A 25,575-nucleotide genomic window follows, 5' to 3' on the forward strand; every position below is an offset into this window, starting at 1 on the left:
GATCATCCTCAACCTGTCACGGATGTCTCCGAACACCCGTCACCGATGTCTCCGGTCTGAACAAGAGGTCGGGTGAGGCGGCGGCGCGTAAGCGGCGCTCTGCTGAAGAACGATCAATGGCGCACAGAGGCCCGAGCCCCTCACCCAACCTCTCCCCGGCGGGAGAAGCGGTCGCGCTCCCTACTTCTTCGCGGGAAAGGCCTGCTGGCAGAGCTGGTCGCCGTAGGCGTCCGACAACTGCTCCTCGGCCTCGGCCATCACGAAGACCGCGACGCGGCTGCCGACGATGGTCTCGCCGACATTGTAGGTGGCGACCGCCTGGCCGGTGGCGATGTCGATCAGCCGCGCCTCGCCGCGCAGGACGTTGGCCCCGCCGATCACCGCGGTCATCACCACATTGGCCTTGTCGAGCCGCGAGACGCTGGCCTCCAGCCGCAGGGGACGAACGCCCGTGGCGCACGCGTCCAGCTTGGCTTTCACCCGAGCCTTGAAGGTCTCGTCGAACTGCGGGCTGACCTTGATGTCGCCCCGGGTGACCTGGATCTCGTCGATCCGGGCGTTGGAGGCCCAGTCGTCGGGCAGGGCCTGGACCGGCGAACTCCTCGACATGCTGACGCAACCGGAAAGGCAGGCTGCGCAGATGACGAGCGCGAAAAGGGCGAACCTGGTCATGGCGTAGCTCCCTGATGGGATTGGCTCTAACGCACTCTAAGGCACTCAGGCTCCGCGCAGGGTCGCCGCCAGCAGCTGGCCTTCCGCCGCACGGCTCGACCCCGCCCGCCAGGCGACCACGATCTCGCGGCTGGGATGGTCGGCCTTCAGCGGCATGACGGCCACATCGGCGCTGTCGGTCAAGCCCGCCGCCACCGCCATGGCCGGCAGGAAGGTCACGCCGAGCCCCGAGCCCACCATCTGCACCAAGGTCGGCAGGGAGGTGGCGGCGAAGGCCTCCTCCTCGCCCGTCGCCCGCGGCGGCCGCAGGCCGCAGGCGGCCAGGGCGTGGTCACGCAGGCAGTGGCCGTCCTCCAGCAGGATCAGGTCATCGCTCTCCAGGGCCGAGGGCGGGGCCTCGGTCTCGTGGGCCAGCGGATGGGTGCTGGGCAGGGCGGCCAGCAGTTCGTCGTTGGAGACATGCGCATGGGCCAGGCCCGCCATGTCGTAGGGCAGAGCGATCAGCGCGGCGTCCAGCTGGCCGGCCTTGAGCAGCGCGATCAGCCGGTGCGTCAGGTCCTCGCGCAGATAGAGTCGCAGCTTCGGGAACCGCGTGCGCAGCAGCGGCAGGGCCTTGGGCAACAGATAGGGCGCGACGGTCGGGATCACGCCCAGGCGGAAGCGTCCGGTCAGCGGCTGGCCGGCGTTGCGCGCCGACTGCACCATCTCCTCGGCCTCGTTGAGAATGGTGGTGGCCCGCGCCAGGGCGACCTCGCCGACGGCGGTCAGGATCACGCCGGAGCGGGCGCGGTCCACGACCGGACCGCCGAGGATCTTTTCCAGCTCCTGAACCCCGGCCGAAAGCGTCGGCTGGGTCACGTGCGCGGCCTCCGCCGCACGCCCGAAGGAGCCGTGCTCGGCGAGGAGCTTCAGATACTGGAGCTGGCGAAGGGTCGGCAGGCTCATGACGCCAATATAGGAAATTTCTATCCGAAATCCAGAAACAATCGATTGGCTATTTGGCGGCCGGGTCCCTATCTCAGCGTCACGGCTTCGGCCGATCAGTTCAAATCATACGGAGAGACACATGCTGGGCGTTGGCGAAAAGCTGCCGGAATTCAAGGTTGTCGGCGTGAAGCCGAAGTTCAACCGTCACGAGGAAAACGGCGAAAGCGCCTTCGAGACCCTCAACAACGAATCCTTCCCCGGCAAGTGGAAGGTCATCTTCTTCTACCCGAAGGATTTCACCTTCGTCTGCCCGACCGAGATCGCCGAATTCGCGCGCCTGAACAGCCAGTTCGCCGAGCGTGACGCGGTCGTCCTGGGTGGCTCGACCGACAACGAGCACTCCAAGCTCGGCTGGCGCCGGGAGCACCCGGACCTCAACAGCCTGGCCATCTGGAACTTCGCCGACAACTCCGGCAAGTTCGCCCGTGCGCTCGGCGTCCTGAACGAAGACGAGGGCGTAGCCCTGCGCGCCACCTTCGTGGTCGACCCGGACAACACCGTTCAGCACGTCTACGTGACCAACCTGAACGTGGGCCGTAACCCGGCCGACACCCTGCGGGTCCTCGACGCCCTGCAGACCGACGAACTGTGCCCGTGCAACCGTGCGGTTGGCGGCGAAACCCTGGCGGCGTAAGGGTCCTCCAGCCCCTTAGGGAGCAGCTCGCACGAGCTTGAGCTGCTCCTACGTCGCCTCGTCCGGGAGCGCGCGATCTCCCCGCGCCTCCCGGACCCCCATTTTACGAACTAGGAGTCCGCCATGTCGCTCGACGCCCTGCGTGAGTCGCTGCCCGCCTATGCCAAGGACCTGAGCCTCAACCTGTCGAGCCTGGCCTCGGAAACCCTCCTGACCGACCAGCAGAAGTGGGGCACGTTCGTCGCCTCGGCCTATGCGATCGGGACGCCCGCCGTGATCAAGGCGATCGACGCCGCCGCGCGAGACGCCGGCCTGTCCGAAGAGGCCGCCACTGCGGCCAAGGCCGCGGCCGCGATCATGGGCATGAACAACGTCTATTACCGCACGCTGCACCTGCTCTCGAACCCGGAATACAAGACCCTGCCGGCCAAGCTGCGGATGAACATCCTGGCCAATCCGGGCGTCGACAAGATCGACTTCGAACTGTGGTCCACGGCGGTCTCGGCCATCAACGGCTGCGGCATGTGCCTGGACGCTCACGAGTCCGAGCTGAAGAAGCACAGCGTCCCCAACACCTCGATCCAGGCCGCCCTGCGCATCGGCGCGGTGGTCAATGCGGTCAGCCGCGTCGTCGCGGCCGAAGCCGCCGCGGCCTCCTAGAGCTGCGCTTTACGCGAGCGCCTTTTCTAGCCGTGCGACCCCGCCCGCCATTGCGCGGGCGGGGAAGCCGGTAAAGCCCAGCATCAGGCCCGAACGCGGCGCGACCTGGCGATAGAGCCGGCTGATCGCCCGCACCGACACCCCCGCCGCCTCGGCTCGCGCCTCGACCTCCAGGTCCGATCGGCCGCCCTTCAGATAGGCGATCAGGTGCATGCCGCCGTCGGGAACATCGACCTCCATCACATCGCCCAGGCGCGCTGACAGCTCGGCGACGAGCACGTCGCGCTGCGCCTTGTAGGCCACCCGCCGCCGCCGGATATGGCCGGCGAACTGCCCCTCGCGCATGAAGTCTAGGACGATGGCCTGGGTCAGGGTTGGCGGCTGCCGGTCCATCAACTGGCGGGCGTTGGCGAAGGCCCCAGCCAGGGCGGTTGGAACCACGACATAGCCAAGTCGCAGGCCGGGGAAGAGCGCCTTGTTCAGCGTCCCCACATAGATCACCCGCTCGCCGCCATCGAGACCCTGGAGCGAGGCCAGCGGCGGGCCGTCGTAGCGAAACTCCGAGGCGTAATCGTCCTCGATGATCCAGGCGTCGGCCTCGCGCGCCCAGGCTAGCAGCTCCAGCCTGCGCCCCATCGAGAGCGTGACGCCCAGCGGATACTGGTGCGAGGCCGTGACATAGGCCACCCGCGCCGCCGGCGCGGCGGCGATCCCCTCGGCGACCACCATCCCTGACCTGTCGACCGGCACATAGGCGACCTCGGCGCCGGCCGAGACCAGGGCGTGGCGCGTGGCCAGGTAGCCGGGGTCCTCCATCCAGACCTGATCGCCCGGCTTCAGCAGCACCCGCACGGCGATGTCGACCGCGTGCTGGGCGCCGGCGGTGACGATCACCTGGTCGGCGCTGCAGGTCACGCCGCGCGCCGCGCGCAGATAGTCGGCGATGGCGGCCCGCAGCCCGACGTCGCCGCGCGGATCGGAATAGCCGAAATGCACCGGCCCCAGGGTGCGCAACGCGCGCCGCGTGGAGCGCGACCAGGCGTCGAAGGCGCGGGCGTCCAGCAGGGTGCGGCCGGTGGCGAACAGCTGCGCCTCGGACTGCGGCGCCGGCAGGGCCAGCTCGTCGAGATCGCGCACGCGGGCCGGGATGCTGGGCGGGGCGCTGCGCGGCTCCACCACCGCCGGGCGCAGTTCGGCGACGCCCGAAAGATCGCCGGAGACATAGGTGCCCGAGCCGCCGCGGGCGGCGGCGTAGCCCTCGGCCAGCAGCTGCTCATAGGCCGCCACCACCGAGGCCCGCGCCACGCCCAGCCTGGCCGCGAAATCCCGGCTGGAGGGCAGGCGGCCGCCGGGCTTCAGGGCGCCGCTCATGATCGCGCCGCGCACCTGGTCATAGACCTGGCGGATGACCGGCGCGCCGGCCTGCGGCGAGCGCCAGGGGTAGACCTCGGCCCAGCTCATCTGCGTCCTTCCTCGACAAGTGGTTCGATCCACCGACGCCAACTGGACCTATTGAGCAGACCGCATGCCGGTTAGGCAAGTGGCCGAAAGGAACCGCCATGACCGACGCCTTCGCTCCCACCGCCAGGTCGAAAGCCCGCCGCAAGCCAGGCCGCGCCACCTATGACGAGGCGCAGGTGTTCGCCATCCTGGACGCTGGCGTGCTGTGCCACGTCGGCTATGTGCTGGACGGCCAGCCCTTCGTGACCCCGACCACCTATTGGCGGGAGGGCCGCAAGCTCTACTGGCATGGCTCGGCCGCCAGCCGGATGATCAAGGCCCAGGCCAGCGGGCTGCCGGTCTGCCTGACCGTCAGCCACGTGGACGGACTGGTGCTGGCGCGCTCGGGCATCGCGCACTCGATGAACTATCGCTCGGTGATGGTGTTCGGCCGCGCGCGGCAGGTGGAGGGGCTGGAGGCCAAGCGCCTGGCGATGAACGCCTTCATCGACCGGCTCTATCCCGGCCGTTCGGCGGAGTTGCCGCCGGTCCGCGACAACGAGATCAAGCAGATCGGCCTGGTCGAGATGACCATCGAGGAGGCTTCGGCCAAGCGCCGCGACGGCGGCTCGAACCATGGTCCTGATCCGACGCAGGGCGCGCTGTGGAGCGGGGTGATCCCGATCACCACCCAGATCGGCCGCCGCATGGCCGACGCCGACATGAGCGCAGGCCTGCAACCCTCGGCGAGCATGGCCCCCTATGTCGAGGGCGCGCGGTTCGACGACGTGCTGGCCGCGCTGGCCAGCGTCTGACCGCCCCCCCAGATGCTCCCCACTGGGGGAGCTCCCGGCCTCTTCGGCCGGGTGAGGGGGACTTTAACTTCTGCGGCAGAGCCCCCTCCGTCGCGCTGCGCGCGCCACCTCCCCCAGCGGGGGAGGATCTGGGACGGCGGAGCCTTAGTCGGGCTTGCCGGTCTCGGCGTAGGTCTTCAGCCGCGCCACCTGGGCGCCCAGCACGAAGTCGACGGGCTTGGCCCAGGTTTCAGCCAGCCCGCCCTTGGCGTAGCCGCCGACGTCATAGGTGACCGTGAGGACAGTCTTGGCCGGGTCGGAACCCTTCGCGAGGTCGAAGCTCAGATGGCCCGCCGCGCCCGTGGTCTGGAGCGGCCCCAGCCCGCCGAACATCTTCAGCGCCCCGGCGTCCGAATAGACCACGCTCATGTGCCGCACGAAGCCGCCGGGCAGCTTCTCGCAGAAGCAGCCAGCCGCATCGATCGACAGGTTGGCGGCCTTGCCCGAATAGGTGTGGTCGTCGCTCCACCATCGGCCGACGTCCTGAACCGCGGCCCGCACCTTGGCCTGCGGCGCGGCGATAGTGACCACGTGGCGGATCTCGAAACCGGCGGCGGTCTGATCGACCACCTCGGCCTGCGCGGCGAGCGGCGTCATCGCCAGCGCCGCGACCAGTAGGACTCGCATGGTCCCGTCTCCCTAAGCCCTTTCGAAGCTTAGCGGAGCGCCCCAGAAAGTCTCCACCAAGGTGGACTGAGCGCCCGGCTTGCCGGTGGTCAGGAACCGGCGCGCGCCGCCCTCGCCCGCCCGATATTCCGGATGCTTGGCGAGATAGGCCTCCAGCGCGTCGGCGGTCGCGCCGGGCTGGTGGATCAGCGGGGTGCCGGGCTTCAGCGCCGCGCGGAAGATGTCGGCGACGATCTCATAGTGGGTGCAGCCCAGGATCGCCCGATCCGGCGCGCGGCCGATCCGGCTGCTGATCGCCGCCACATGGCCCTCGATGGCGGTGGCCAATTCGACGGCCCCGGCGTCGGTCTCGATCATCAGGGCCAGAGTCGGGCAGGGCTCGGCGAACACCGCCACGTCCTGCCGGCGCTTGTCGATCTCGATCTCATAGACCCGCGAGCGGGCGGTGGCCGGGGTGCAGAACACCGCCAGGATATCGAGCTTCTCGACCTTCTCGCCGCGCCGCTCGGCCTCGTGCTCCCACGGCACGCCGGTCGCCGCCTCGATGGTGGGGACAATGATGCCGAGGATGTTCACCGGCCGCCCGATTTGCTTGCGATAGCCCGGCAGCCAGGTCTGCTGCAGCCGCCGCAGCGCGATGCCCGAGGCGGTGTTGCAGGCCAGGACCACCAGGTCGCAGCCCTGGTCGAACAGGGTCTCGCAACCGCGCCGCGTCAGGTCGACGATCTCCTCGCCTTCGCGCCCGCCATAGGGGGCGTTGGCCTGGTCGGCCAGATAGACGAAGTCCGCGTTCGGCATCCGCTGAACGAGCGCACGGTGCACGGACAGGCCGCCCACGCCGGAATCGAAAACGCCAATAGCCATGTCAGCCGGTTTAGCCGCCACACGGTTCGGCGTCCATGCGGCCCCGCCCGCCCCGGTTCGCCGAACTCGGGAATTTCGGATTGACGATCATGTCAGTCTGACATATACGTCAGTTCGAGCTTAGCAGTGTGGTGCGTATCTCCAGCGGACGGCCTTCGACGCAGGCCCTTCGCGTTTCCTTGCGTCGCCCAACCCGGACCGAGACCCGACCCATGGCCCTCCCCGCCCGCGCCCTCGACAATCTCCGCCCTGAAGACCCCGCCTCCACCTGGGTGGTCGGCGTCGAGGTGGATCTGGCCACCGCCCTGGCCCTGGCGCGCGCCTCGACCAAGGCTCTGCTGGAGCTTTCGCCCCTGGCCCACCGCGAGATCACCGCGGCGCTGGAGCATGAGATCCAGGTCCTGGAACAACAGAGCGACCCGCTCTCCCTCGCCGCGGCCAATGCGGTGAAACAGTACCTGCCTGAGGCGGCCTGACCCCCCGACGTCCCATGCGGGTCAATCTTGAGGCCAGGGCCGCGGCTGCCGAGAACCGCAAGGCGCAGACCCGTGAGCGCTTGCTGGACGCCGCCGTCGCGGTGATCGGCGAGAAGGGCCCGGACGCGGCCTCGATCGAGGACTTCGTGGCCGCCGCCAACGTGTCGCGCGGCACCTTCTACAACTACTTCCCGACGACAGAGGACCTGCTGCGGGCTGTCCGGCGCAAGCTGATAGACGCCCTGACGATCGTCCTCGACGCCCATCTCCCGTCCTCCATTCCAGCCGCCGAGCGGCTCGCCACCCGCCTGCACAGCCACTACGCCCTGGTCAGCAGCGATCCGGCCTGGGGCTGGGTGGTCATGCGGCTGGAGGCGACACGGCTCGGCCGGACCAACGCAATGGAGGTGAGCCTCGACCGCATGTATCAGGAGGGCGTCGCCACCGGCGTGTTCCGCGACCTCGACCCCGTCGCCGTCCGCAGCGTGATCTTCGGAACCAGCCGAATGGTGCAGCGGGACATCCTGATGGGTCTGGCGCCCCCCGGACACCAGGAGCGCGTCGTCGCCATCCTGCTCACCACCTTCGGCCTGCCGCCGCAGGAGGCCGAGCGCATCAGCGCCGAGTCCGCGCGCCGCGCCGCCGAGATCCAGGCCAAGAGCCGCCAGCGCGCAGCCTGACGTCACATTACAAGCCCGTCATGTGACGCCGGGAAGACTTGCCCCTAAGGTCCGCCGACCTCGATCAAGCTTCCTGGAGATCCCATGCAACGGCGCACGTTCCTTGCCGCCTCCGGCGCCCTCGCCGCCGCCTCCGCGCTGCCCGTCGGCGCGCTCGCCCAGGCCGCGGCGCTGGCCATGACCGCGCAATGGACCGGCCCCTATGGCGGCGTCCCGGCCTTCGACAAGGTCCAGACCGCCGACTTCGTCCCGGCCCTCGACGCCGGCATGAAGGCCGAGCGCGGCGAGATCGACGCCATCGCGGGCGCCTCGGCCAAGCCGACCTTCGACAACACCATCGCCGCGCTTGAACGGTCGGCCGGGATGATCGACCGGGTCAGCACCTTCTACGGCGTCTGGAGCGGCACCCTGTCGACGCCCGAGATGCGCGCCGTCGAGAAGGAGATGTCGCCCAAGCTCTCGGCCCACAGCGACGAAACCCTGCAGAACGCCAAGCTCTTCAAGCGCATCGAGGCGGTCTACAATGACCGCGCCAAGCTGACGCCCGAGCAGCAGCGCCTGACCTGGGTCTACTGGAACCGCTTCGTGCGGGCCGGCGCCAAGCTGTCGACCGCCGACAAGGCGCGCGTCGCCCAGATCAACCAGGAGCTGGCCGGCCTCTTCACCAACTTCAGCCAGAACCTGCTGGCCGACGAGACCGACTACGTCCTCTACCTGCGCACCGAGAGCGAACTGGCCGGCCTGCCCGACGACGTCCGGGCTGCGGCGGCGACCGCCGCCGAGGAGCGCGGCCGCAAGGGCGAGCACGCCTTCCTGAACACCCGGTCCTCGATGGACCCGTTCCTGACCTATTCGGGCCGCCGCGACCTGCGCGAGAAGGTCTGGCGCACCTACTACAGCCGCGGCGACAACGGCGACGCCAAGGACAACAACGCCAACATCAAGAAGATCCTGAAGCTGCGCTACGAACGCGCCCGGCTGCTGGGCTTCCCGACCCACGCCCATTGGCGGCTCGACAACGCCATGGCCAAGACCCCGGACGCGGCCATGGAGCTGATGCTGCGGGTCTGGCCCTCGGCCGTCGCGCGGGTGAAGGAAGAGGTCGCCGAGATGCAGGCGATCGCTGACAAGGAGAAGTCGGGCGTCAAGATCGAGCCGTGGGACTACCGCTTCTACGCCGAGAAGGTGCGCAGCGCCCGCTACGACCTCGATATGAACCAGATCAAGCCGTACATGCAGATGGAGAAGCTGCGCGAGGGCATGTTCTGGGCCGCGGGCCAGGTCTACGGCTTCAGCTTCGCGCAGGTCTCGGGCCTGCCCGTCGCCCATCCCGACATCCGCGTCTGGGAGGTGAAGGGCCGCGAGGGCCAGCACATCGGCCTCTGGTACTTCGACCCCTATGCGCGGACCGGCAAGCGCTCCGGCGCCTGGATGAACGCCTATCGTAACCAGGAGAAGTTCGACCGGCCGATCACCACGATCGTCTCGAACAACTCCAACTTCGTGAAGGGCTCCCCCGGCGAGCCGGTGCTGATCTCCTGGGACGACGCCGAGACCATGTTCCACGAGTTCGGCCACGCCATTCACGGCCTGAACTCCAACGTGAACTACCCCACCGTTTCGGGCACCAACGTCGCCCGCGACTATGTGGAGTTCCCCAGCCAGATCAACGAGCACTGGCTGCCGACCCAGCAGGTGCTCTCGCAATTCGCCCTGCACCATAAGACCGGCGAACCGATCCCCCAGGCCCTGGTCGACAAGCTGGAAAAGGCCAAGGCCTTCCGCCAGGGCTTCGACGTCACCGAGTACCTGTCCTCGGCGCTGATCGACATGAAGCTGCACCTGGCCGGCGGCGCCGACATCGATCCCGACGCCTTCGAGCGGGACGAACTGACCAAGCTGGGCATGCCGGCCGAACTGGTCATGCGTCACCGCACGCCGCAGTTCGCCCACGTCTTCGCCTCCGACGGCTATTCGGCCGGCTACTACAGCTATCTGTGGTCGGAGACCCTGGCCCTGGACGTGGTCGACGCCTTCAAGGCTGCGCCGGGCGGCATGTACGACAAGGCCATGGCGGGAAAGCTGCACGACAACGTCATGAGCGTCGGCAACTCCATCGACCCGGCGATCGCCTATCGCAGCCTGATGGGCCGCGACGTCGACGTGAAGGCCTACCTCCGCGACAAGGGCTTCCCGACCGCCTGACCGCAAAGCGCCATCCCGGATACTGCTTTGCGCTTTCCGGGATGGCGGCGCCCTGGGACGATACACAAGGTGATCGGCGCAATCCTCGCGCCGCCCTGGAACGAAACAGCGCCCAGGCGCATTTTCCTGCAAAGCTTGTTGCGCCCCACTCCGGGGTGGCGACGTCATGCGTCAGGAATTTCGATCATGCGCCCCTCGCACATCACCGCGGCCCTCCTGGCCGTCACGCTCGCCCTCCCGGTCTCGGCCGGCGCCCAGCCGACCATGCGCCAGGGCAACCCGCTGTCCTCGATCTTCGGCTGTGACGCCGGCGGCAACAAACAGGCTGGCGGCGCGGCGATCGGCGGCGTGCTGGGCGGCGTGCTCGGCAACAACCTGGCCAAGAACGAGCGCGGCCTGGGCACCGTGCTTGGCGCGGCGGCCGGCGCGGCGGCGGGCTCCTACATCGGCTGCCGGATGCAGCGCAGCGACCAGCAGAAGGCCCAGTACGCGACCCAGAACGCGCTCGATCGCGGCGGCTACCAGACCTGGAACAACCCCGAGACCGGCGCCTCCGGCGACGTCCGGGTGGTCAATAACAACAGCTCCTATGGCGGCCCGGTCTCGATGAGCGGCATGCGCTTCGCCCCCGGCGTCGAACCGGCGGCCAGCTACGCCTCAGCGGGCGGCAGCTATCGGTCCAGCAGCACGGTCAATCTACGCGGCGGCCCGTCGACCTCCGCGCCGGTCGTCGGCAAGCTGCGCGCTGGCGAGAACATCGAGGCCCTGGCCCGCGTCACCGGCGGCAACTGGCTGCTGGCCGGCCGCAACGGCACTGCGATCGGCTATGTCGCCGAGAGCGTCGTGCGTCCGGTGGGCGGATCCTACGCCGGCGGCAATTCCAACTGCCGCACCTTCGACCAGACCATCCGCACCCAGGGCGGCTCCCCGGAAACCCAGCGCTACACGGCCTGCAAGGGCTCCAACGGCGAGTGGGTCGTCCAGAGCTAAGGCGCTCTACCGCTCCACCAGGGCGTCAGGGTGACGGTCGGGCACGAGGTTCAGTTGGACCCCGTGCTCCAGATACGCCTTGGCGCCCGCGAGCAGCAGGCTGAAGCCCTCCATCGCATCCAGCGCCTGGGCCACCTGCTCGTCGCCAGTTCCGGCGAAGCCGGAATTGGTGATCGTGACCATGGTCTGGTCCTCGCCTCGCGCCTCGAAGATCCACTCAATGGTGGTGGGCGGTTCGCCCCACTGAACGAGGATCCGGCGGCCGAGATCGACCGCCGTCACGCTCACCTGCGCCGAGGCGCCGTACATCTCCCAGTCCCAGCGGACCTTGGCGCCCGGCGTCAACCGGCTGCTGCCCTTCGAGAACCAGAATTTCGACGTGACGGCCGGGTCGGCGAAGGCTTCGAACACTTCGCCAGACGGCCTGCGGATCAACATGCCGGTCTTGGCCGCCGGCGCGATCTGAATATCCACGAACACCTCCTAGGCGGCCGCTCAGGCCCAGATATTACCTTCGAGCGGCCGGCCGGTCTCCAGCAGGGTCTTGAGATTGGACAGCACCCCCGGCCAGCCCCTGGCGATGCCGCTGGCCATCCCCGACCCGGCTTCCAGGTCGCTGTGGGTCACGGTCAGCCTAGCGTTGGGGCCCACGGGCTGGATATCGAAGGTCACCTTCGAGTGCCGGGACTCGTCCTGCGGGTCGGTCGGCGTGCCCCAGGTGATGACCATACGGCTCGGCGGATCGATCTCGACCACCGTGCCGATCAGATCGACCGTGCCGTCCTCGTCCAGACGCACATGCCGCCAGGGCGAGCCCTGCTTCCAGTCGGAGACATTGTAGTGTTCCCAATAGGCCTTGGTCAGGTCGCGCTCGATTAGGGCGTTCCAGACGGTGTCCGGGCTGGCGGCGATGTAGACGACATAGACAAAGTTCGGGGCGAGTTCAGGCACGACGCTTCTCCTGCGCAGCTTTTTCGATCTGGTCTTTGAAATCGGTGAGGGCGTCCAACCGGGCGTCCTCGAACTTGCCAACCCAGCGGCGGACGATCTCGCCGATCGGCACGGGGTTCAGATAGTGCAGCTTCTCGCGGCCGCGCCGCACGACGCTGACCAGGTTGGCCGCTTCCAGGATGCCCAGGTGCTTGGCCACCGCCTGCCGCGACATCGGCAGGCCCGCCGTCAACTCGGCCAGGGTCTGGCCGTTGCGGGCGAACAGCGCATCGAGCAAAGCGCGGCGGCTTTCATCGGCAAGGGCGCGGAAGACGTCATCCATGACGAGAACAATAGGCAACCATTTAGTTGCATGTCAATCACCCCATTCGTCATCCTCCGGGCTCGCGGAAGCGAGATCCGGGGGACCCAAGCTGAGGTGCCTGGAACGCTCGTCTTGACCTAAACCGTCCACAGGCGCATAAGCGCGCCCTTCTGGCGCATAGCATTCGCGCCCTCCACCGCCACGACCCCCACGACTGATGTGGGACGAGGGCGGAGAGGCCCCCCGTCGACGTGATCGTCCACGGGGGTCGATTGCGTTTGGGCCGATAGGAGTTCCGCGTGTTCGACGCACTTACAGATCGGCTTTCCGGGGTATTCGACCGCCTCTCGGGGCGTGGCGTACTTTCGGAAAAGGACATCGACGAAGCCCTGCGCGAGGTGCGTGTCGCCTTGCTCGAGGCCGACGTCGCCCTGCCGGTCGTTCGTGAGTTCATCGCCAAGGCCAAGGAACGGGCCACCGGCGAAGAGGTGATCCGCTCGATCCGCCCCGCCGACCAGGTGGTCAAGATCACCTATGACGGCCTGATCGAGATGCTGGGCGGCGAGGAGCCCGAGGGCCTGAACCTCGCGCTGAACCCGCCGACCGTGATCCTGATGGCCGGCCTGCAAGGCTCGGGTAAGACCACCACCGCCGGCAAGCTGGCGCTGAAGCTGGCCAAGGACCGCAAGAAGGTCCTGCTGGCTTCGCTTGACACCCGCCGGCCCGCCGCCATGGAGCAGCTCGCCCTGCTGGCGACCCAGGCCGGCGTCGAGAGCCTGCCGATCGTCGCCGGACAAGCGGCCACCGACATCGCCAAGCGCGCCATGTCGGCCGCGCGCCTGCAGGGCTACGACGTCCTGATCCTCGACACCGCCGGGCGCACGACGCTCGACGAGGCGATGATGAGCGAGGCGGCCGAGATCGCTCGGATTTCCAGCCCCGCCGAAACCCTGCTGGTCGCCGACAGCCTGACCGGCCAGGACGCGGTTCGCACCGCCAAGGCCTTCCACGAACGCCTGCCGCTGACCGGCCTGGTCCTGACCCGGGCCGACGGCGACGGCCGCGGCGGCGCGGCGCTGTCGATGCGCGCGGTCACCGGCCTGCCGATCAAGTTCCTCGGCGTCTCGGAAAAGATCGACGGCCTGGACGTGTTCGACGCCCGCCGGGTCGCGGGCCGGATCCTGGGTCAAGGCGACGTCGTCGCCCTGGTCGAGAAGGCCGCCCAGGACCTGGACGTGGCCAAGACCGAGGCCATGGCCAAGAAGCTGGCCAAGGGCCAGTTCGACCTCGACATGATGTCCGAGCAGTTCGCCCAGATGAAGAAGATGGGCGGCATGGAAGGCCTGATGGGCATGCTGCCTGGCGTCCAGAAGGCCAAGAAGCAGCTCGCCGAAGCCAACATCTCCGACAAGACCCTCGACCGCCAGCAGGCGATCATCTCCTCGATGACCAAGCTGGAGCGGAAGAAGCCCGACATCCTGCAGGCCTCGCGCAAGCGCCGCATCGCCAAGGGCGCGGGCGTCGACGTGGCCGAGGTCAACCGCCTGCTCAAGCAGCATCGCCAGATGGCCGACGCCTTCAAGATGATGAGCCGTGACGGCGGCAAGGGCTTCGCCCGTATGGCCGGCATGATGGGCGGCGGCGGCGGTATGGACCGTTTGAAAGCCTTGGGCGGCGGCAAGATGCCGGCGCCCGATACGAAACAACTGGAAGAACTCGGCAAGCTCGCCGGTCAGCCGGGCGGCCTGCCCGGTCTCGGCTCGGGCCTCCCGAAGCTTCCGGGCCTCGGCGGTCTGCCGGGCCTCAACCCCTTCAAGAAATCCTAGAGCTTACAAAGGACTAACCCATGCTCAAGATTCGTCTCGCCCGTGGCGGCGCCAAGAAGCGCCCCTACTACTCGATCGTCGTCGCCGACAGCCACTCGCCCCGCGACGGCCGTTTCATCGAGAAGGTCGGCGCCTACAACCCGATGCTGAAGAAGGAAGATCCGACGCGCGTCGTGCTGAAGATCGAACGCATCCAAGAGTGGATCGGCAAGGGCGCCCAGCCGACCGACCGCGTCGCTCGCTTCCTGGCCCAAGCTGGCCTGGTGAAGTGGGAACACGGCAACAACCCGAAGAAGGCCGAGCCGGGCCAAAAGGCCAAGGAACGTGCTGAAGAGCGCGCTCAACGCGAAGCCGACCGCGCCGCGGCCGCCGCCGAAGCCGCCGCTCAGCCGGCTCCGGAACCGGAACCCGTCGTCGAAGAAGCCCCGGCCGTCGAGGCGCCCGCCGCCGAAGCCCCGGTTGCTGAAGAAGCTCCCGCTGCTGAAGAAGCCCCCGCTGCTGAAGCTGCTCCGGCCGCTGAAGAAGCTCCGGCCGCTGAAGAAGCTCCGGCCGCTGCTGAAGAAGCCGCTCCGGCCGACGCCGAAAAGACCGAAGGCTAAGCCTTCATGCTGCGAGGAGAAGTTTACGCGTGAGCGAGTCGACGCTTCTCCTCGTGGCTCAGGTCGGGGGCGCCCATGGCGTCCGCGGCGAACTGAAGATCACCACCTTCACCGCCGATCCGATGGCGCTCGCGAGCTACCGCAACCTGCTGCGGCAGGACGGAACGCCCGCCGTCGTCATCGCCTCGGCTCGGCCGGTGAAGGGCGGTCTCGTTGCGCGCCTGAAGGGCGTCGACGACCGCAACGCCGCCGAAGCCATGCGCGGCCTGAAACTCTTTATCACCCGTGACGTGCTGCCCGAGCCCGAGGAAGACGAGTTCTATCTCGCCGACTTGATCGGCCTGACCGTGGAAACTGAGGCCGGCGAACTGCTGGGCAAGGTGAAGCTCGTCCAGGATTTCGGCGCGGGCGACCTGCTGGAAATTCAGCCGAAGGTCGGCGCCAGCTGGTGGCTGCCCTTCACCCGCGAGGCCGTGCCGCAGGTGCGGATCGCCGAGGGCAAGATCATCGCCGCCCCGCCGGTCGTCATCGAAGACGAGCCGGAAATGCCGGAAGACGCCGAGTAGCGATCAGGCTCTAGCCCGCCGCCAGGCGCGCCAGCAGCGCCGCGCCCGCCGCGGTGATGTTCCACCCTTCCCGACTACGCTCGGCCAGCCCCAGCTCGGTCAGGGCCCGCGCGTCGGCGATATTGACGAACGGCACCGGCTCGCCCGCGCGTTTGCGCGACAGATCCTGCAAGGCTTCGAGCTGGCGGTCGGTCAGATCATCCATGCCGGGACGCTACACCCTGCGGCCAGGTTCGCCCCCAGAGTTTCCGGGGGCGTGGCGCGCCTATTTGCGCAGCCGGATCAGGCCTTCCTGAGCCACGGAGGCCACCAGCTCGCCCTTGGCGTCATAGATCGAACCGCGCACGAAACCGCGGCCGCCCGTCGCCGAGGGGCTGTCCTGCGTATAGAGGTGCCAGTCATTGAAGTCCGACGGCTTGTGGAACCACATCGCGTGGTCGAGGCTGGCCGACTGGAAGCCCGGCGTCTGCCACTGCACGCCGTGCGGCCGCATGGCGGTCGACAGCATGTTCATGTCCGAGGCGTAGGCCATGATCACCTGATGCATGCGCGGGTCCGAGCCGATCGGCGCGCGCGCCCGGAACCAGACGTCCTGGGTCGCGGGCTTGGGGCCCTTGCCGCCGCCGAACAGATTGCCGTCCACCGCGCGCATCTCGATGGGCCGAGGGCGCGACATCATCTTGCGCATCTCCTCGGGCAGCTTCTCCAGGTTCTTCTTCTGCTGCTCGGCCTCGTCGGGCAGTTCGTCGACGCTCGGCACGGCCGGCATCGGCGTCTGGTGCTCGAAGCCTTCCTCGGCCACCTGGAACGAGGCGGCGAGGTTGAAGATCTGCTTGCCGTTCTGGATCGCCACCACCCGGCGGGTGGTGAAGCTGCCGCCGTCGCGCGAACGGTCGACGTCAAAGACGATCGGCACCCGCGGATCGCCCGGCCGGATGAAGTAGCAGTGCAGCGAGTGGCAGATCCGATCCTCGACCGTCTCATAGGCGGCGAGCAGGGACTGGGCGATCACCTGGCCCCCGAAGATGCGCGGCGGCCCGAATTCCGGGCTCACACCCCGGAACAGGTTCACTTCCAACCGTTCCAGCGACAGGGTTTCGGGCAGGCTCTCGGGGGTGTCCATAATCGGTCTCGAAATAATGCTGCGGTGCGAAAGACCTTGGCTTAAGCCCTAGCTTACCGAGGGGCAAGGCGCGGCATAGTCGCGTTCGGCCACGGCTTACGGTGGAAAACCTGCGTCACTTCGTCCAAAAGCCGACCCATGAGCTTCGACGCCACCGTCCTTACCATGTTTCCAGAGGCCTTTCCGGGCCCGCTCGGCGTGTCTTTGATCGGCACAGCCTGGCGCGAGCACGGGCTCTGGACCTTGGAAACAGTGGACATTCGGGGATTTTCCAAGGATAAGCGCGGCTTCCTCGACGACACCCCTGCAGGTGGCGGCCCGGGACAAGTGATGCGAGCGGACGTCATCGCGGCTGCGCTGGATAGCGTGGACCGTCGGGGCCGGCCGCTTTTGTACATGAGCGCACGGGGCCGACCCCTGACCCAGGCGCGCGTTAAAGAGTGGGCTGACGGGCCTGGACTGATCGTCCTGGCCGGCCGGTTCGAAGGGGTGGACCAGCGGGTGCTCGACAGCCGCGGGTTCGAGGAGATCGCCGTCGGCGATGCGGTGCTCGCCGGTGGCGAGGCTGCGGCCCTGGTGACGATTGAAGCGTGCGTAAGGCTCGTGCCCGGCGTCCTCGGCCAGGCTGCGAGCTTGAGTGAAGAGAGTTTCGAGGACGGGCTTCTGGAGCATCCGCAGTACACGCGACCGCGGGAGTTCGAGGGGCTTGAGATTCCCGAGGTGCTGCTCAGCGGCCACCATGCCCAAGTGCGGAAGTGGCGAGAAGCGCAGCGGGAAGTCACGACGCGGGAGCGACGGCCAGACCTCTGGGCGCAGCGATCCGCCAAATAACAGGCAAAGGGCGCGTAAAGCCCAGTGAACAAGGACTAGACGACCATGAACATCATTCAGCAGCTCGAAAAAGAAGAAGCCGATCGCCTGATCGCCACCCGCGCGATCCCTGACTTCCAGCCGGGCGACACGCTCCGCGTCAACGTGAAGATCAAGGAAGGCGAGCGCGAGCGCGTCCAGGCTTACGAAGGCGTCTGCATCGCCCGTCAAGGCGGCGGCATCAACGAGAGCTTCACCGTCCGCAAGATTTCGTTCGGCGAAGGCGTGGAACGCGTGTTCCCGATCCACTCCCCGAACATCGACTCCATCGAAGTGAAGCGTCGCGGCGTCGTCCGTCGCGCCAAGCTGTACTATCTGCGCGACCGTCGCGGGAAGTCGGCCCGGATCGCCGAGCGTCAGCAGACCCAGGGTTCCAAGACGACGACCGAAGCCTAAGGCTTCCAAGCAGACTGAAATTCAAGCGGCGGCCGTGGCGACACGGCCGCCGTTTTTCGTTTCCGGGGCTTGAACCCGGCTCGCCGCGCACTAACTCTAATCATAAGAGTTACTCGTGACGAGCTGGAGGTCGCCCCGTGCGCACCAAATCCTTTTCAGCAATGACCTGTTCGATCGCCGGCGCCCTGGAGGCGATCGGCGACCGTTGGGCGATCCTGCTGCTGCGCGACCTGGCCATGGGTCTCACGCGCTATGACGACCTGCAGGCCTCGACCGGCATGCCGACCACGACGCTGGCCGGGCGGCTGAAGCACCTGGAGGCCACCGGCCTCATCGAAAAGCGCCCCTATCAGGAGCGCCCGCCGCGTTTCGAATACGTCCTGACGCCCAAGGGCCGCGATCTGTGGAAGGTGACCACCGCCCTGCGCGAGTGGGGCGACCGCTGGGACGCCTCGGGCCTGGGCGCGCCGACCGTCGAACTGATCGACGGCGAGAGCGGGCGCCAGATCGAGCTGGCCCTGGTCGATGTCGAGACCGGCGCCGTCGTGCCACGATCACGCGCGCGCCTGCGGCCCGGCCCCGGCGCCGACGACCTGGTCCGCGCGCGCTTCGCCAAACACCTTAGCCAACAACGGAGCCCGGCATGAATCCCGTCGCCTTCTTCTTCGATTTCCGCAGCCCCTACAGCTATCTGGCCCAGAGCCAGCTCACCGATCTGCCAGCGTCATTCGACTACCGGCCGATGGACGTCCTGGCGCTGATGAAGGAGGTCGGCAACGTTCCGACCTCGGTGATCTGCCCGCCGAAGCAACGCTATGCGCGGACCGATCTGGGCCGCTGGGCGGCGCGCTACGGCCTAGCCTTCGCGCCCAATCCGGGCATGGCGCAGATCGACGGCCTGCGCCTGCTGCGCGCGGCCTTGGCCGGCGTCGCCCTCGGCCAGGGAGACGAGGCGAGCGCCCTGATCTTCAGCGCGATGTGGGCCGGCGACGCGCCCCTCAACACCGCCGAGGACCTGGCCCTGCTGCTCGCCCCGCTCGGCGTCACCGCCGCCATGATCGAAGACCCCGCCCGCACCACCGAGCTCGCGGCCAACACCGCCGAAGCCGCCCAACGCGGGGTGTTCGGCGCCCCCACCTTCATCGCCGGGGACGAGATGTTCTTCGGCAACGACCGCCTCGATTTCCTCCGTCAGAACCTGGAAGCCGCCATATGAAACCGCTCGCCATCATCACCGGGGTCGGCCCCGGCACTGGATCCTCCCTCGCCCGCCGCTTCGCCCAGGACGGCTACCGCGTCGCCATGCTGGCCCGCGACGCCGCGCGCCTGGCCGATCTCGAACGCGAGCTGGAGGACAGCCTGGCGGTTCCCTGCGACGTCGCCGACGCCGCGGCCCTGACCGCCGCGGTCGAGGACCTGATCGCCCGGTTCGGCGCGCCGAAAGCCGTGGTCCACAACGCCGTGGGCGGGGCCTTCGGCAGCTTCCAGGACATCCAGCCCGAGGTGCTGGAGCGGAACTTCCAGGTCAATGTCATGGCCCTGTTCCACCTGGCGCGGCTGACCACGCCCGGCATGATCGCCGCCGGCGGCGGGTCGCTGATCGTCACCGGCAACACCTCGGCCCTGCGCGGCCGGGCGAACTTCGCGGGCTTTGCGCCCACCAAGGCCGCCCAGCGCATCCTGGCGGAATCGCTGGCCCGCGATCTTGGTCCCAAGGGCGTGCACGTCGCCTATCTGGTCATCGACGCGGTGATCGACGTGCCGTGGACGCGCGAGCGCTATCCGACCGCCCCCGACGACTTCTTCATCCGCCCGGCCGACATCGCCGACGAGGTGTTTCGCCTGGCCCATCAGCCCCGGAGCGCCTGGTCGTTCCTGGCCGAGGTCCGGCCCTACGCCGAAACCTGGTGACCTAGCGACCTAGTTGGCCGCCGGCTCAGGTCGGCGGGCCTTCCTGATACTGCGGCAGGCCGTCGTCGAGCTTCAGCCAGGCCTGTTTGCTGGAGACCCAGATGTGGTCGGTCGGAGCGAAATCGTCAGGCTGGTCCAGGCTGCCAAAGGTCAGGCCCATGATCCCGAGCTTCTCGCGCATCGAAAAGATCGTCGTGCCGCACCGCGGGCAGAACCCTCGTTTCAGCCCCTCGGAGGAATGAGCGCTCGCCACCTCGCCCTCGATCGCCACCTTGGCGACGGCGTAGAGCGCGCGAACATTGAACGCCGCCCCGATCGCCCGCTGGCAGAGCCGACAATGGCAAACCCGCACATTGATCGCCGGGCCCTGCGCCACGTAACGAACCGCGCCGCACAGGCAGCCGCCGGAATGGGTCTCGATCATGGGCCTTCTCGCCTCCTGAACGCCGTTCACTGTGCGGCGAGCGCAACACCCGCCGTCAACAACGCCAGATAGTGCGTTCGCCGAACCACGTGTGCCCGCCGCGCCCTACCCGCGCCTGGCAAGCTTGGCCTATGGCAGGCGTCCGCCACAAGGGGAACACGCATGGGCCAGCTGCAGATCGACACCGCCATCCACCAGGACGGCGAGCGCCTCACCTGCGTCCTGCATAAGGACTGGAACATCTGGGGACCGAACGGCGGCTATGTCGCCTCGGTGGCCCTGCGCGCGGCCGGGGCGGTCGCGCCGAGCGACCACCGCCCGGCGACCATCTCGGTCCAGTACCTGTCGGTCGCCGAGTTCGACGAGGTCGAATGCCAGGTCACGCCGATGAAGAAGGGCCGTAACGCCTGGCTGCTGAACGTCGCCCTGGTGCAGAAGGGCCGCACCTTCCTGCAGGCCCAGGTCTGGACCACCAACAAGGCAGACGGCCCGCAAACCCGCGAAGCCGCCATGCCGCACGTGCCGCATCCAGACGGACTGAAGACCCTCGCCGAGCACCTTGGCCCAGGCGCCGACCAGATCAACGGGTTCTGGCGGAACATCGACTTCAAGCCGGTGGTGTTCGTGCCCTGGGACCAGCCGCGTCCGCCGGCCCCCGCGACCCTGCAGGAGTGGTACAGCTTCGTCGGCTACGCGCCGGGCGACGCCTTTCTGGATGCTTGCCGCCCGTTGATCCTGATCGACACCCTGCTCTGGCCCACCCACCATCGGGGCCTGGCCGAGCGGCCGACCTACATCGCCCCCAGCCTCGACGTGACACTCTGGTTCCATAACCCCGCGGGCGCGGCCGAGTGGTTGCTGGTCGATGCGCAATCGGACCAATCGGGGGATGGCCTGATCCATGGGCGGGCGCGGGTCTGGACGCCGGAAGGCGTCCTGGTCGCCAGCGGCGGCTCGAACATGCTGCACGTGGCGCGGAGCTGACCCCACGAGAACGCGAGCGCCGAGGTCAACCGGCGCTCGCCAGCACCCTTTCGACGCTCTCGTCCAGGCGGGGCGTCCCATCGATCTCCAGCACCGGGCAAGTCAGGTTCGCGAGCCAATCGCGATGCCGCTCAAGGCTGCGGCCCGGGAAGCCAGCCTGGTCGTAGCCGCGCGCCCATTGGATGAAGGCCAGATGGGCCTCATGCATGACGCCGCCCGGCTCGATGGCGGCGCCGTAACGCTCACGCTCGCGACGCATCAGTCGCTCCAGCCGAACCTCCGGCGGGACGTGCAGGAAGACCACCAGGTCAAAGCGCGGGATGAAGACGTCGCCCCAGGATATCAGCGACCCGGAGATCACCCACGACCTCCGCCCCGCCATCTGCGCCTCCATCAGGTCGATGCGTTCCTCGACCGGCCGCTTGGTCGTGAACGGCGGGTCGGTCGCCTCCCAGAAGAAGGTGTCGGTATCCAGATGGAGACAGGCCAGGCGCTCGGCCAGCGCCCCGCCCAAGGTGGTCGTGCCTGATGACGACGCGCCGACGACATGGATGCGAGCGTCCCTCACGCCCTACTCCCGCCGCCCCTCGGCGATGAAGGCCTGGAAGCCGGCCACCAGGTGGTCGAACATCAACCGCATGCGGCGATGGCCCTTCAGGTTCTCGTGCATGGCGATCCACAGATCGAGCTCGAAGTGGAAGGCGTTGGCCAGGACCGGGGTCAGGCCATAGCGGCGGGCCAGCTGGTGCTGGCAGGCGCCGACGCCCACCCCGGCGCGGATCGCCGCGATCTGGGCCAGATCGTTGTCGGACCGGAACGCGAAGCGCTCGCGGGTGACCTCCCACGGCAGATCCAGCTCGGCGAGGGCGGCCAGGGCCGGCGGCTCGCGATCGAAGCCGACCACCGTGTGATCGTCCATGTCCGCCAAGGACTGGGGCGCGCCGAAGCAGGCGATATAGTCCGGCGAGGCGTAGAACCCGACGCCGACGACGCCGACCTTGCGGGCCACCAGCGCCCCCTGGGTCGGGCGCATCATCCGCACGGCGATGTCGGCGTCGCGGCGCGACAGGTCCTCGGCCTTGTTGGACAGCACCAGCTCGATGTCGATCTCAGGATGCAGACGCCGGAAGGCGCCCAGGATGGGCGGCAGGACCTCGGTCCCCATGATCTGGCTGGCTGTGATGCGGATCGCGCCCTTCAGCGAGTCCGCCGCACCGGAGGCGTCGCGCAGGGCCGCGGCGGCGGCGGCGTACATCTCGGCCAGATGCGGCTCAAGTTGGTGAGCCAGGTCCGTCGGGGTCAGGCCGCGCGGCGAGCGCAGGAACAGCGGCCCGCCCAATTTCTGCTCAAGCGCCTCGATGTGGCGCCCCAAGGTGGGCTGGGTCAGGCCCCGCGACTTCGCGGCCGCCGACAGGCTTCCGGCCTGGAGCACGGCGTGCAGACTCTGGAACAGATCCCAATCGGCGTTCGCCATGCGCCTATGAATAACTGATCCAGCGTCATCGGCAATTACGCCTGATACTGGACTTTAGGGCCGCGCCGGAACTAGATGCCGCCCATGGTTGGCAAGACACTTTACGATAAGATCTGGGACGCCCACATCGTCGACGAAACCGACGGCGAGGCGATCCTCTACATTGACCTGCACCTCATCCATGAGGTCACCACGCCGCAGGCCTTCGCAGGCCTTCGCGCGGCGCATCGGCCCGTGCGCCGTCCGGACCGGACGCTCGCGGTCGCCGACCACAACATCCCCACCGAAGGCCAGGCGCTCGGCGTCGGCGCGGTGGCCGATGAAGAGGCGCGCCTGCAGCTCCAGACCCTGGAGCGCAACGTCAAGGACAACGGCATCGAGTTCTTCCCGATGGGCGACATCCGCAACGGGATCGTCCACGTGGTCGGCCCCGAGCAGGGCCGCACCCAGCCGGGCATGACCATCGTCTGCGGCGACAGCCACACCTCGACCCACGGCGCCTTCGGGGCGCTGGCCCAGGGCATCGGGACCTCCGAGGTCGAGCACGTCCTGGCGACCCAGACCCTTCGGCAGAAGAAGTCGAAGAACATGCGCGTCACCATCGACGGCGCGCCCGCGCCGGGCGTCGGCGCCAAGGACTTCGCGCTCGCCGTCATCGGCGAGATCGGCACCGCCGGCGGCACCGGCTACGTCATTGAATTCGCCGGCGAGGCCATCCGCGGACTGTCAATGGAAGGGCGGATGACGCTCTGCAACCTGACCATCGAGGGCGGCGCCCGCGCGGGTCTCGTCGCCCCCGACCAGACCACCTACGACTACATGATGGGCCGTCCCGCCGCGCCGAAGGCCGGCGCCTGGGAAGTCGCCCTGTCCTATTGGAAGACGCTCTATTCCGACGACGACGCGGTGTTCGACCGCGAGGTCCGGCTGGACGCCGCCAAGATCGCGCCGCTGGTCACCTGGGGCACCAGCCCCGAGGACGTCATCGCCATCAGCGACACCGTCCCGACCCCAGGCGCCTTCGCCAGCACCGACAAGCGCGCCTCGGTCGAGCGCGCGCTGGCCTATATGGGCCTGGAGGCCGGCCAGCCGATCACCGACGCCAAGATCGACGTGGTGTTCATCGGCTCCTGCACCAACAGCCGCATCGAGGATCTGCGCTCGGCGGCCCAGGTCGTCCAGCACGCTTTCCTGCACGGCAAGCTCGTCGCGCCGCACGTGCGGGCCATGGTCGTGCCGGGCTCGGGCCTGGTGAAGGCCCAGGCCGAAGACGAAGGCCTGGACGCCATCTTCAAGGCCGCCGGCTTCGATTGGCGCGAACCGGGCTGTTCGATGTGCCTAGGCATGAACCCCGACCGCCTGGCGCCGGGCGAGCGCTGCGCCTCGACCTCCAACCGCAACTTCGAAGGCCGTCAGGGCCGCGGAGGCCGCACCCACCTCATGAGTCCAGCCATGGCCGCCGCGGCCGCCATCGCCGGCCATATCGCCGATGTGAGAGACTTCATCTGATGATGAGCGCCCGCACCAGTTTCCTTGTCTGGTGGGGGCTTCCCATCCTGTGCGCCGGCTTTGGCGCACTGGTCGCGAACTATGTCGGCATGGACACCAACGTCGGTCCGGGCGGCTTGGGGCAAGGCCCCCTGCTGCTGATCGGCGGTTATTTCGCGGCGGTCGGCCTGCTGGCGGTGATCTTCCGCGCCCGGCAGAGCCAGGTGCTGTTCGACGACCGCGCCCGCTTCGACAAGCCGGTCGAGGCCGCGATGGTCGCCCTGTGCGCGCCGGTCCTGGTCGCCGGCCTATGGGTCTTCACGACCGGCTTCCTCGCCGACTTCGGCCCCAGCCAGACCGTTCGCGGGCGCCTGCAGGCGGTCGATGAGATCGGCGCCTTCGGGCGAAGCTACGCCATCGATCTCGACAACGCCGCCTATCCGCTGCTGCTGCAGTGCCGGCTGCAGCGCAATTGCGGCAGCCCCACCCCGCTGCTCCGCCTCAAGGCCGGATCGCCCGTCGAGGCCGAGGTTCTGAACAAGCGGATGCTCGGGCTCAAGGTCGCCGGCCAGGAACTGGTCAGCCCCGTCCGGCAGCGGACGATCAGGTTGGCGTTCGGCGGCGGCCTGCTGGCGGCGCTGCTGCTCTACACCGCCGCCTTCGTGCTGGTCTCGACGCGCCTGCTGCTTGGCCACGATGGCGAGGCCGACAGGTGATCACCGGCCTCGACCACGTCGCCCTGGCGGTGAGCGACCTGGGCGCCGCCGTGGCCGGCTACACCGCCCTGCTGGGCCGCGAGCCCAACTGGATCGGCGGCGACGGCGGAGCGCGGCACGCCTGGTTCCAACTGCCGAACATGGCGCTCGACGTGATCGCGCCGCACGGCGAGGGCGCCTTCGGCGACACCATCCGCAAACACCTGGCCGAGCACGGCGAAGGCATCTGGGCCTTGGCCTTCACGACCCCCGACATTGAGGCGGCCGCCAAGCTGCTCGGCCGGCGCGGGATCGGCGGCCGGACGCCCGGACCCGTCCGCTCCACCCATGACGACGGTCGCAAGCGCTACTGGACCAGCTCGGGCCTCGATCCCGCCGACACCGGCGGCCTCAACATCCTGCTGATCGCCCCGCCGCGCGACGGCGTGGCCTGGCCGCTCTCGCCGCCCTCGCAGGGCGAGGCCGCGGCGGTCACCCAGCTCGACCACGTGGTGATCCACACCAGCAATCCGGACCGCGCCCTGGCGATCTACGGGGCCAAGCTCGGCCTCGACCTGCGGCTCGACCGATCCAACGCCGACTGGGGCGTGCGCCAGCTGTTCTTCCGCTGCGGCGACGCCGTGGTGGAGATGGGCGCCAGCCTGAAGACCCCGGCCTCCGACGCCCCCGACCGCTTCGGCGGCCTGGCCTGGCGGGTCGCTGACCCGGACGCCGTGCAGGCCCGCATCGCCGCGGCCGGCTTCGACGTCTCCGACGTCCGCGTCGGCCGCAAGCCCGGCACCAAGGTCTTCACCGTCCGCTCCGGCGTGCCCGCCGCCCCGGCCCTGATGATCCAGCAAGACGCCGAAGCGTGA

General features: G+C 68.4%; 32 protein-coding genes. 19 read left to right on the plus strand and 13 right to left on the minus strand.

What is annotated here, in order from left to right; translation table 11 throughout:
- Positions 1-180 precede the first annotated feature (180 nt).
- Positions 181-672 carry a hypothetical protein gene (locus ASE02_RS15595; RefSeq protein ID WP_056735468.1) on the minus strand — a complete coding sequence of 164 codons (492 nt, stop codon included), beginning with the start codon at positions 670-672 and terminating at the stop codon, positions 181-183.
- Positions 673-717: 45 nt separating this feature from the next.
- The gene (locus ASE02_RS15600) at positions 718-1,617 is read right to left on the minus strand and encodes a hydrogen peroxide-inducible genes activator (RefSeq protein ID WP_056735469.1); all 900 of its coding nucleotides are present in this window, start codon (positions 1,615-1,617) and stop codon (positions 718-720) included.
- A 121-nt stretch (positions 1,618-1,738) separates the two neighbouring features.
- On the opposite strand from ASE02_RS15600, the gene ASE02_RS15605 reads away from it, so the two are divergent.
- Positions 1,739-2,293 carry a peroxiredoxin gene (locus ASE02_RS15605; protein ID WP_056735470.1) on the plus strand — a complete coding sequence of 185 codons (555 nt, stop codon included), beginning with the start codon at positions 1,739-1,741 and terminating at the stop codon, positions 2,291-2,293.
- A 123-nt stretch (positions 2,294-2,416) separates the two neighbouring features.
- Entirely contained in the window at positions 2,417-2,953 is a 537-nt protein-coding gene (locus ASE02_RS15610) for a carboxymuconolactone decarboxylase family protein (protein ID WP_056735471.1), read from the plus strand.
- A 9-nt stretch (positions 2,954-2,962) separates the two neighbouring features.
- On the opposite strand, the gene ASE02_RS15615 is transcribed toward ASE02_RS15610, so the two are convergent.
- The gene (locus ASE02_RS15615) at positions 2,963-4,414 is read right to left on the minus strand and encodes a PLP-dependent aminotransferase family protein (RefSeq protein WP_056735472.1); all 1,452 of its coding nucleotides are present in this window, start codon (positions 4,412-4,414) and stop codon (positions 2,963-2,965) included.
- A gap of 98 nt (positions 4,415-4,512) precedes the next feature.
- Here ASE02_RS15615 and ASE02_RS15620 point away from each other — a divergent pair, with 98 nt between their 5' ends.
- Entirely contained in the window at positions 4,513-5,208 is a 696-nt protein-coding gene (locus tag ASE02_RS15620; RefSeq protein ID WP_056735473.1) for a pyridoxamine 5'-phosphate oxidase family protein, read from the plus strand.
- 144 nt (positions 5,209-5,352) lie between these two features.
- On the opposite strand, the gene ASE02_RS15625 is transcribed toward ASE02_RS15620, so the two are convergent.
- Together ASE02_RS15625 and ASE02_RS15630 are read right to left on the minus strand one after the other, a co-directional pair.
- The gene (locus ASE02_RS15625) at positions 5,353-5,874 is read right to left on the minus strand and encodes a hypothetical protein (RefSeq protein ID WP_056735474.1); all 522 of its coding nucleotides are present in this window, start codon (positions 5,872-5,874) and stop codon (positions 5,353-5,355) included.
- Positions 5,875-5,886: 12 nt separating this feature from the next.
- Positions 5,887-6,738 (minus strand): glutamate racemase, encoded by an 852-nt coding sequence (locus ASE02_RS15630; protein WP_056735475.1) that lies wholly within the window; start codon positions 6,736-6,738, stop codon positions 5,887-5,889.
- 212 nt (positions 6,739-6,950) lie between these two features.
- Between ASE02_RS15630 and ASE02_RS15635 the strand changes: the two genes are divergently transcribed.
- The 4 genes from ASE02_RS15635 to ASE02_RS15650 all read left to right on the plus strand — a co-directional run bounded on the left by ASE02_RS15635 (position 6,951) and on the right by ASE02_RS15650 (position 11,089).
- Positions 6,951-7,214 (plus strand): hypothetical protein, encoded by a 264-nt coding sequence (locus ASE02_RS15635; RefSeq protein WP_056735476.1) that lies wholly within the window; start codon positions 6,951-6,953, stop codon positions 7,212-7,214.
- 14 nt (positions 7,215-7,228) lie between these two features.
- Positions 7,229-7,894 (plus strand): TetR/AcrR family transcriptional regulator, encoded by a 666-nt coding sequence (locus ASE02_RS15640; protein WP_056735477.1) that lies wholly within the window; start codon positions 7,229-7,231, stop codon positions 7,892-7,894.
- An 84-nt stretch (positions 7,895-7,978) separates the two neighbouring features.
- Complete coding sequence (locus ASE02_RS15645; protein WP_056735478.1) at positions 7,979-10,099, plus strand: M3 family metallopeptidase; 2,121 nt, start codon at positions 7,979-7,981, stop codon at positions 10,097-10,099.
- A 186-nt stretch (positions 10,100-10,285) separates the two neighbouring features.
- The gene (locus ASE02_RS15650; protein WP_056735479.1) at positions 10,286-11,089 is read left to right on the plus strand and encodes an SH3 domain-containing protein; all 804 of its coding nucleotides are present in this window, start codon (positions 10,286-10,288) and stop codon (positions 11,087-11,089) included.
- Between the two features lie 6 nt (positions 11,090-11,095).
- On the opposite strand, the gene ASE02_RS15655 is transcribed toward ASE02_RS15650, so the two are convergent.
- Genes ASE02_RS15655 through ASE02_RS15665 form a run of 3 tightly spaced genes read right to left on the minus strand, consistent with a single transcriptional unit; the run spans position 11,096 to position 12,362 of the window.
- The gene (locus ASE02_RS15655; RefSeq protein WP_056735480.1) at positions 11,096-11,563 is read right to left on the minus strand and encodes an SRPBCC family protein; all 468 of its coding nucleotides are present in this window, start codon (positions 11,561-11,563) and stop codon (positions 11,096-11,098) included.
- 21 nt (positions 11,564-11,584) lie between these two features.
- A complete protein-coding gene (locus ASE02_RS15660; protein WP_056735481.1) occupies positions 11,585-12,040 on the minus strand; it encodes an SRPBCC family protein in 456 nt (151 codons plus the stop codon).
- Positions 12,033-12,362, minus strand: coding sequence for a helix-turn-helix transcriptional regulator (locus ASE02_RS15665; RefSeq protein ID WP_056735482.1), 330 nt, complete (start codon positions 12,360-12,362; stop codon positions 12,033-12,035). Before ASE02_RS15665 ends, ASE02_RS15660 begins: the two co-directional genes overlap by 8 nt.
- A gap of 281 nt (positions 12,363-12,643) precedes the next feature.
- Between ASE02_RS15665 and ffh the strand changes: the two genes are divergently transcribed.
- From ffh to rimM, 3 genes are read left to right on the plus strand one after another with little or no spacing between them, the layout of a single operon-like run.
- Positions 12,644-14,170 carry a signal recognition particle protein gene (gene ffh, locus ASE02_RS15670; RefSeq protein WP_056735483.1) on the plus strand — a complete coding sequence of 509 codons (1,527 nt, stop codon included), beginning with the start codon at positions 12,644-12,646 and terminating at the stop codon, positions 14,168-14,170.
- Between the two features lie 20 nt (positions 14,171-14,190).
- A complete protein-coding gene (gene rpsP / locus ASE02_RS15675; RefSeq protein ID WP_056735484.1) occupies positions 14,191-14,769 on the plus strand; it encodes a 30S ribosomal protein S16 in 579 nt (192 codons plus the stop codon).
- Positions 14,770-14,798: 29 nt separating this feature from the next.
- Positions 14,799-15,335: a ribosome maturation factor RimM gene (rimM, locus tag ASE02_RS15680; RefSeq protein ID WP_056735485.1), complete on the plus strand. Its 537-nt coding sequence runs from the start codon at positions 14,799-14,801 to the stop codon at positions 15,333-15,335.
- Positions 15,336-15,345: 10 nt separating this feature from the next.
- On the opposite strand, the gene ASE02_RS15685 is transcribed toward rimM, so the two are convergent.
- Positions 15,346-15,540, minus strand: a complete 195-nt coding sequence (locus tag ASE02_RS15685) for a hypothetical protein (protein WP_056735486.1) — start codon at positions 15,538-15,540, stop codon at positions 15,346-15,348.
- Between the two features lie 60 nt (positions 15,541-15,600).
- The gene (locus ASE02_RS15690; protein ID WP_369818577.1) at positions 15,601-16,461 is read right to left on the minus strand and encodes an acyl-CoA thioesterase; all 861 of its coding nucleotides are present in this window, start codon (positions 16,459-16,461) and stop codon (positions 15,601-15,603) included.
- 135 nt (positions 16,462-16,596) lie between these two features.
- Between ASE02_RS15690 and trmD the strand changes: the two genes are divergently transcribed.
- The 5 genes from trmD to ASE02_RS15715 all read left to right on the plus strand — a co-directional run bounded on the left by trmD (position 16,597) and on the right by ASE02_RS15715 (position 19,635).
- The gene (gene trmD / locus ASE02_RS15695; RefSeq protein WP_056735488.1) at positions 16,597-17,289 is read left to right on the plus strand and encodes a tRNA (guanosine(37)-N1)-methyltransferase TrmD; all 693 of its coding nucleotides are present in this window, start codon (positions 16,597-16,599) and stop codon (positions 17,287-17,289) included.
- Positions 17,290-17,334: 45 nt separating this feature from the next.
- A complete protein-coding gene (rplS, locus tag ASE02_RS15700; protein WP_056735489.1) occupies positions 17,335-17,724 on the plus strand; it encodes a 50S ribosomal protein L19 in 390 nt (129 codons plus the stop codon).
- Between the two features lie 137 nt (positions 17,725-17,861).
- Positions 17,862-18,371, plus strand: a complete 510-nt coding sequence (locus ASE02_RS15705) for a helix-turn-helix domain-containing protein (RefSeq protein WP_056735490.1) — start codon at positions 17,862-17,864, stop codon at positions 18,369-18,371.
- Positions 18,368-18,940 (plus strand): 2-hydroxychromene-2-carboxylate isomerase, encoded by a 573-nt coding sequence (locus ASE02_RS15710; RefSeq protein WP_056735491.1) that lies wholly within the window; start codon positions 18,368-18,370, stop codon positions 18,938-18,940. The genes ASE02_RS15705 and ASE02_RS15710 overlap by 4 nt, the downstream gene beginning before the upstream one ends.
- Positions 18,937-19,635: an SDR family NAD(P)-dependent oxidoreductase gene (locus ASE02_RS15715; protein ID WP_056735492.1), complete on the plus strand. Its 699-nt coding sequence runs from the start codon at positions 18,937-18,939 to the stop codon at positions 19,633-19,635. The genes ASE02_RS15710 and ASE02_RS15715 overlap by 4 nt, the downstream gene beginning before the upstream one ends.
- A gap of 25 nt (positions 19,636-19,660) precedes the next feature.
- Here ASE02_RS15715 and ASE02_RS15720 read toward each other — a convergent pair whose 3' ends face one another.
- Positions 19,661-20,059 carry a GFA family protein gene (locus ASE02_RS15720; protein ID WP_056735493.1) on the minus strand — a complete coding sequence of 133 codons (399 nt, stop codon included), beginning with the start codon at positions 20,057-20,059 and terminating at the stop codon, positions 19,661-19,663.
- Between the two features lie 162 nt (positions 20,060-20,221).
- Between ASE02_RS15720 and ASE02_RS15725 the strand changes: the two genes are divergently transcribed.
- On the plus strand, positions 20,222-21,043 hold the full coding sequence (locus ASE02_RS15725; RefSeq protein WP_056735494.1) for an acyl-CoA thioesterase II: 822 nt from the start codon (positions 20,222-20,224) through the stop codon (positions 21,041-21,043).
- 25 nt (positions 21,044-21,068) lie between these two features.
- On the opposite strand, the gene ASE02_RS15730 is transcribed toward ASE02_RS15725, so the two are convergent.
- Together ASE02_RS15730 and ASE02_RS15735 are read right to left on the minus strand one after the other, a co-directional pair.
- Positions 21,069-21,611: an AAA family ATPase gene (locus tag ASE02_RS15730; protein ID WP_056735495.1), complete on the minus strand. Its 543-nt coding sequence runs from the start codon at positions 21,609-21,611 to the stop codon at positions 21,069-21,071.
- A 3-nt stretch (positions 21,612-21,614) separates the two neighbouring features.
- On the minus strand, positions 21,615-22,517 hold the full coding sequence (locus ASE02_RS15735; protein WP_056735496.1) for a LysR family transcriptional regulator: 903 nt from the start codon (positions 22,515-22,517) through the stop codon (positions 21,615-21,617).
- 84 nt (positions 22,518-22,601) lie between these two features.
- On the opposite strand from ASE02_RS15735, the gene leuC reads away from it, so the two are divergent.
- Genes leuC through ASE02_RS15750 form a run of 3 tightly spaced genes read left to right on the plus strand, consistent with a single transcriptional unit; the run spans position 22,602 to position 25,575 of the window.
- On the plus strand, positions 22,602-24,026 hold the full coding sequence (gene leuC / locus ASE02_RS15740) for a 3-isopropylmalate dehydratase large subunit (protein WP_056735497.1): 1,425 nt from the start codon (positions 22,602-22,604) through the stop codon (positions 24,024-24,026).
- On the plus strand, positions 24,026-24,721 hold the full coding sequence (locus ASE02_RS22560; RefSeq protein ID WP_056735498.1) for a hypothetical protein: 696 nt from the start codon (positions 24,026-24,028) through the stop codon (positions 24,719-24,721). Before leuC ends, ASE02_RS22560 begins: the two co-directional genes overlap by 1 nt.
- Positions 24,718-25,575 (plus strand): VOC family protein, encoded by an 858-nt coding sequence (locus ASE02_RS15750; protein ID WP_056735499.1) that lies wholly within the window; start codon positions 24,718-24,720, stop codon positions 25,573-25,575. The genes ASE02_RS22560 and ASE02_RS15750 overlap by 4 nt, the downstream gene beginning before the upstream one ends.

The organism is Phenylobacterium sp. Root700 (genome assembly GCF_001429025.1).
In the GTDB taxonomy this organism is placed as follows: domain Bacteria; phylum Pseudomonadota; class Alphaproteobacteria; order Caulobacterales; family Caulobacteraceae; genus Phenylobacterium.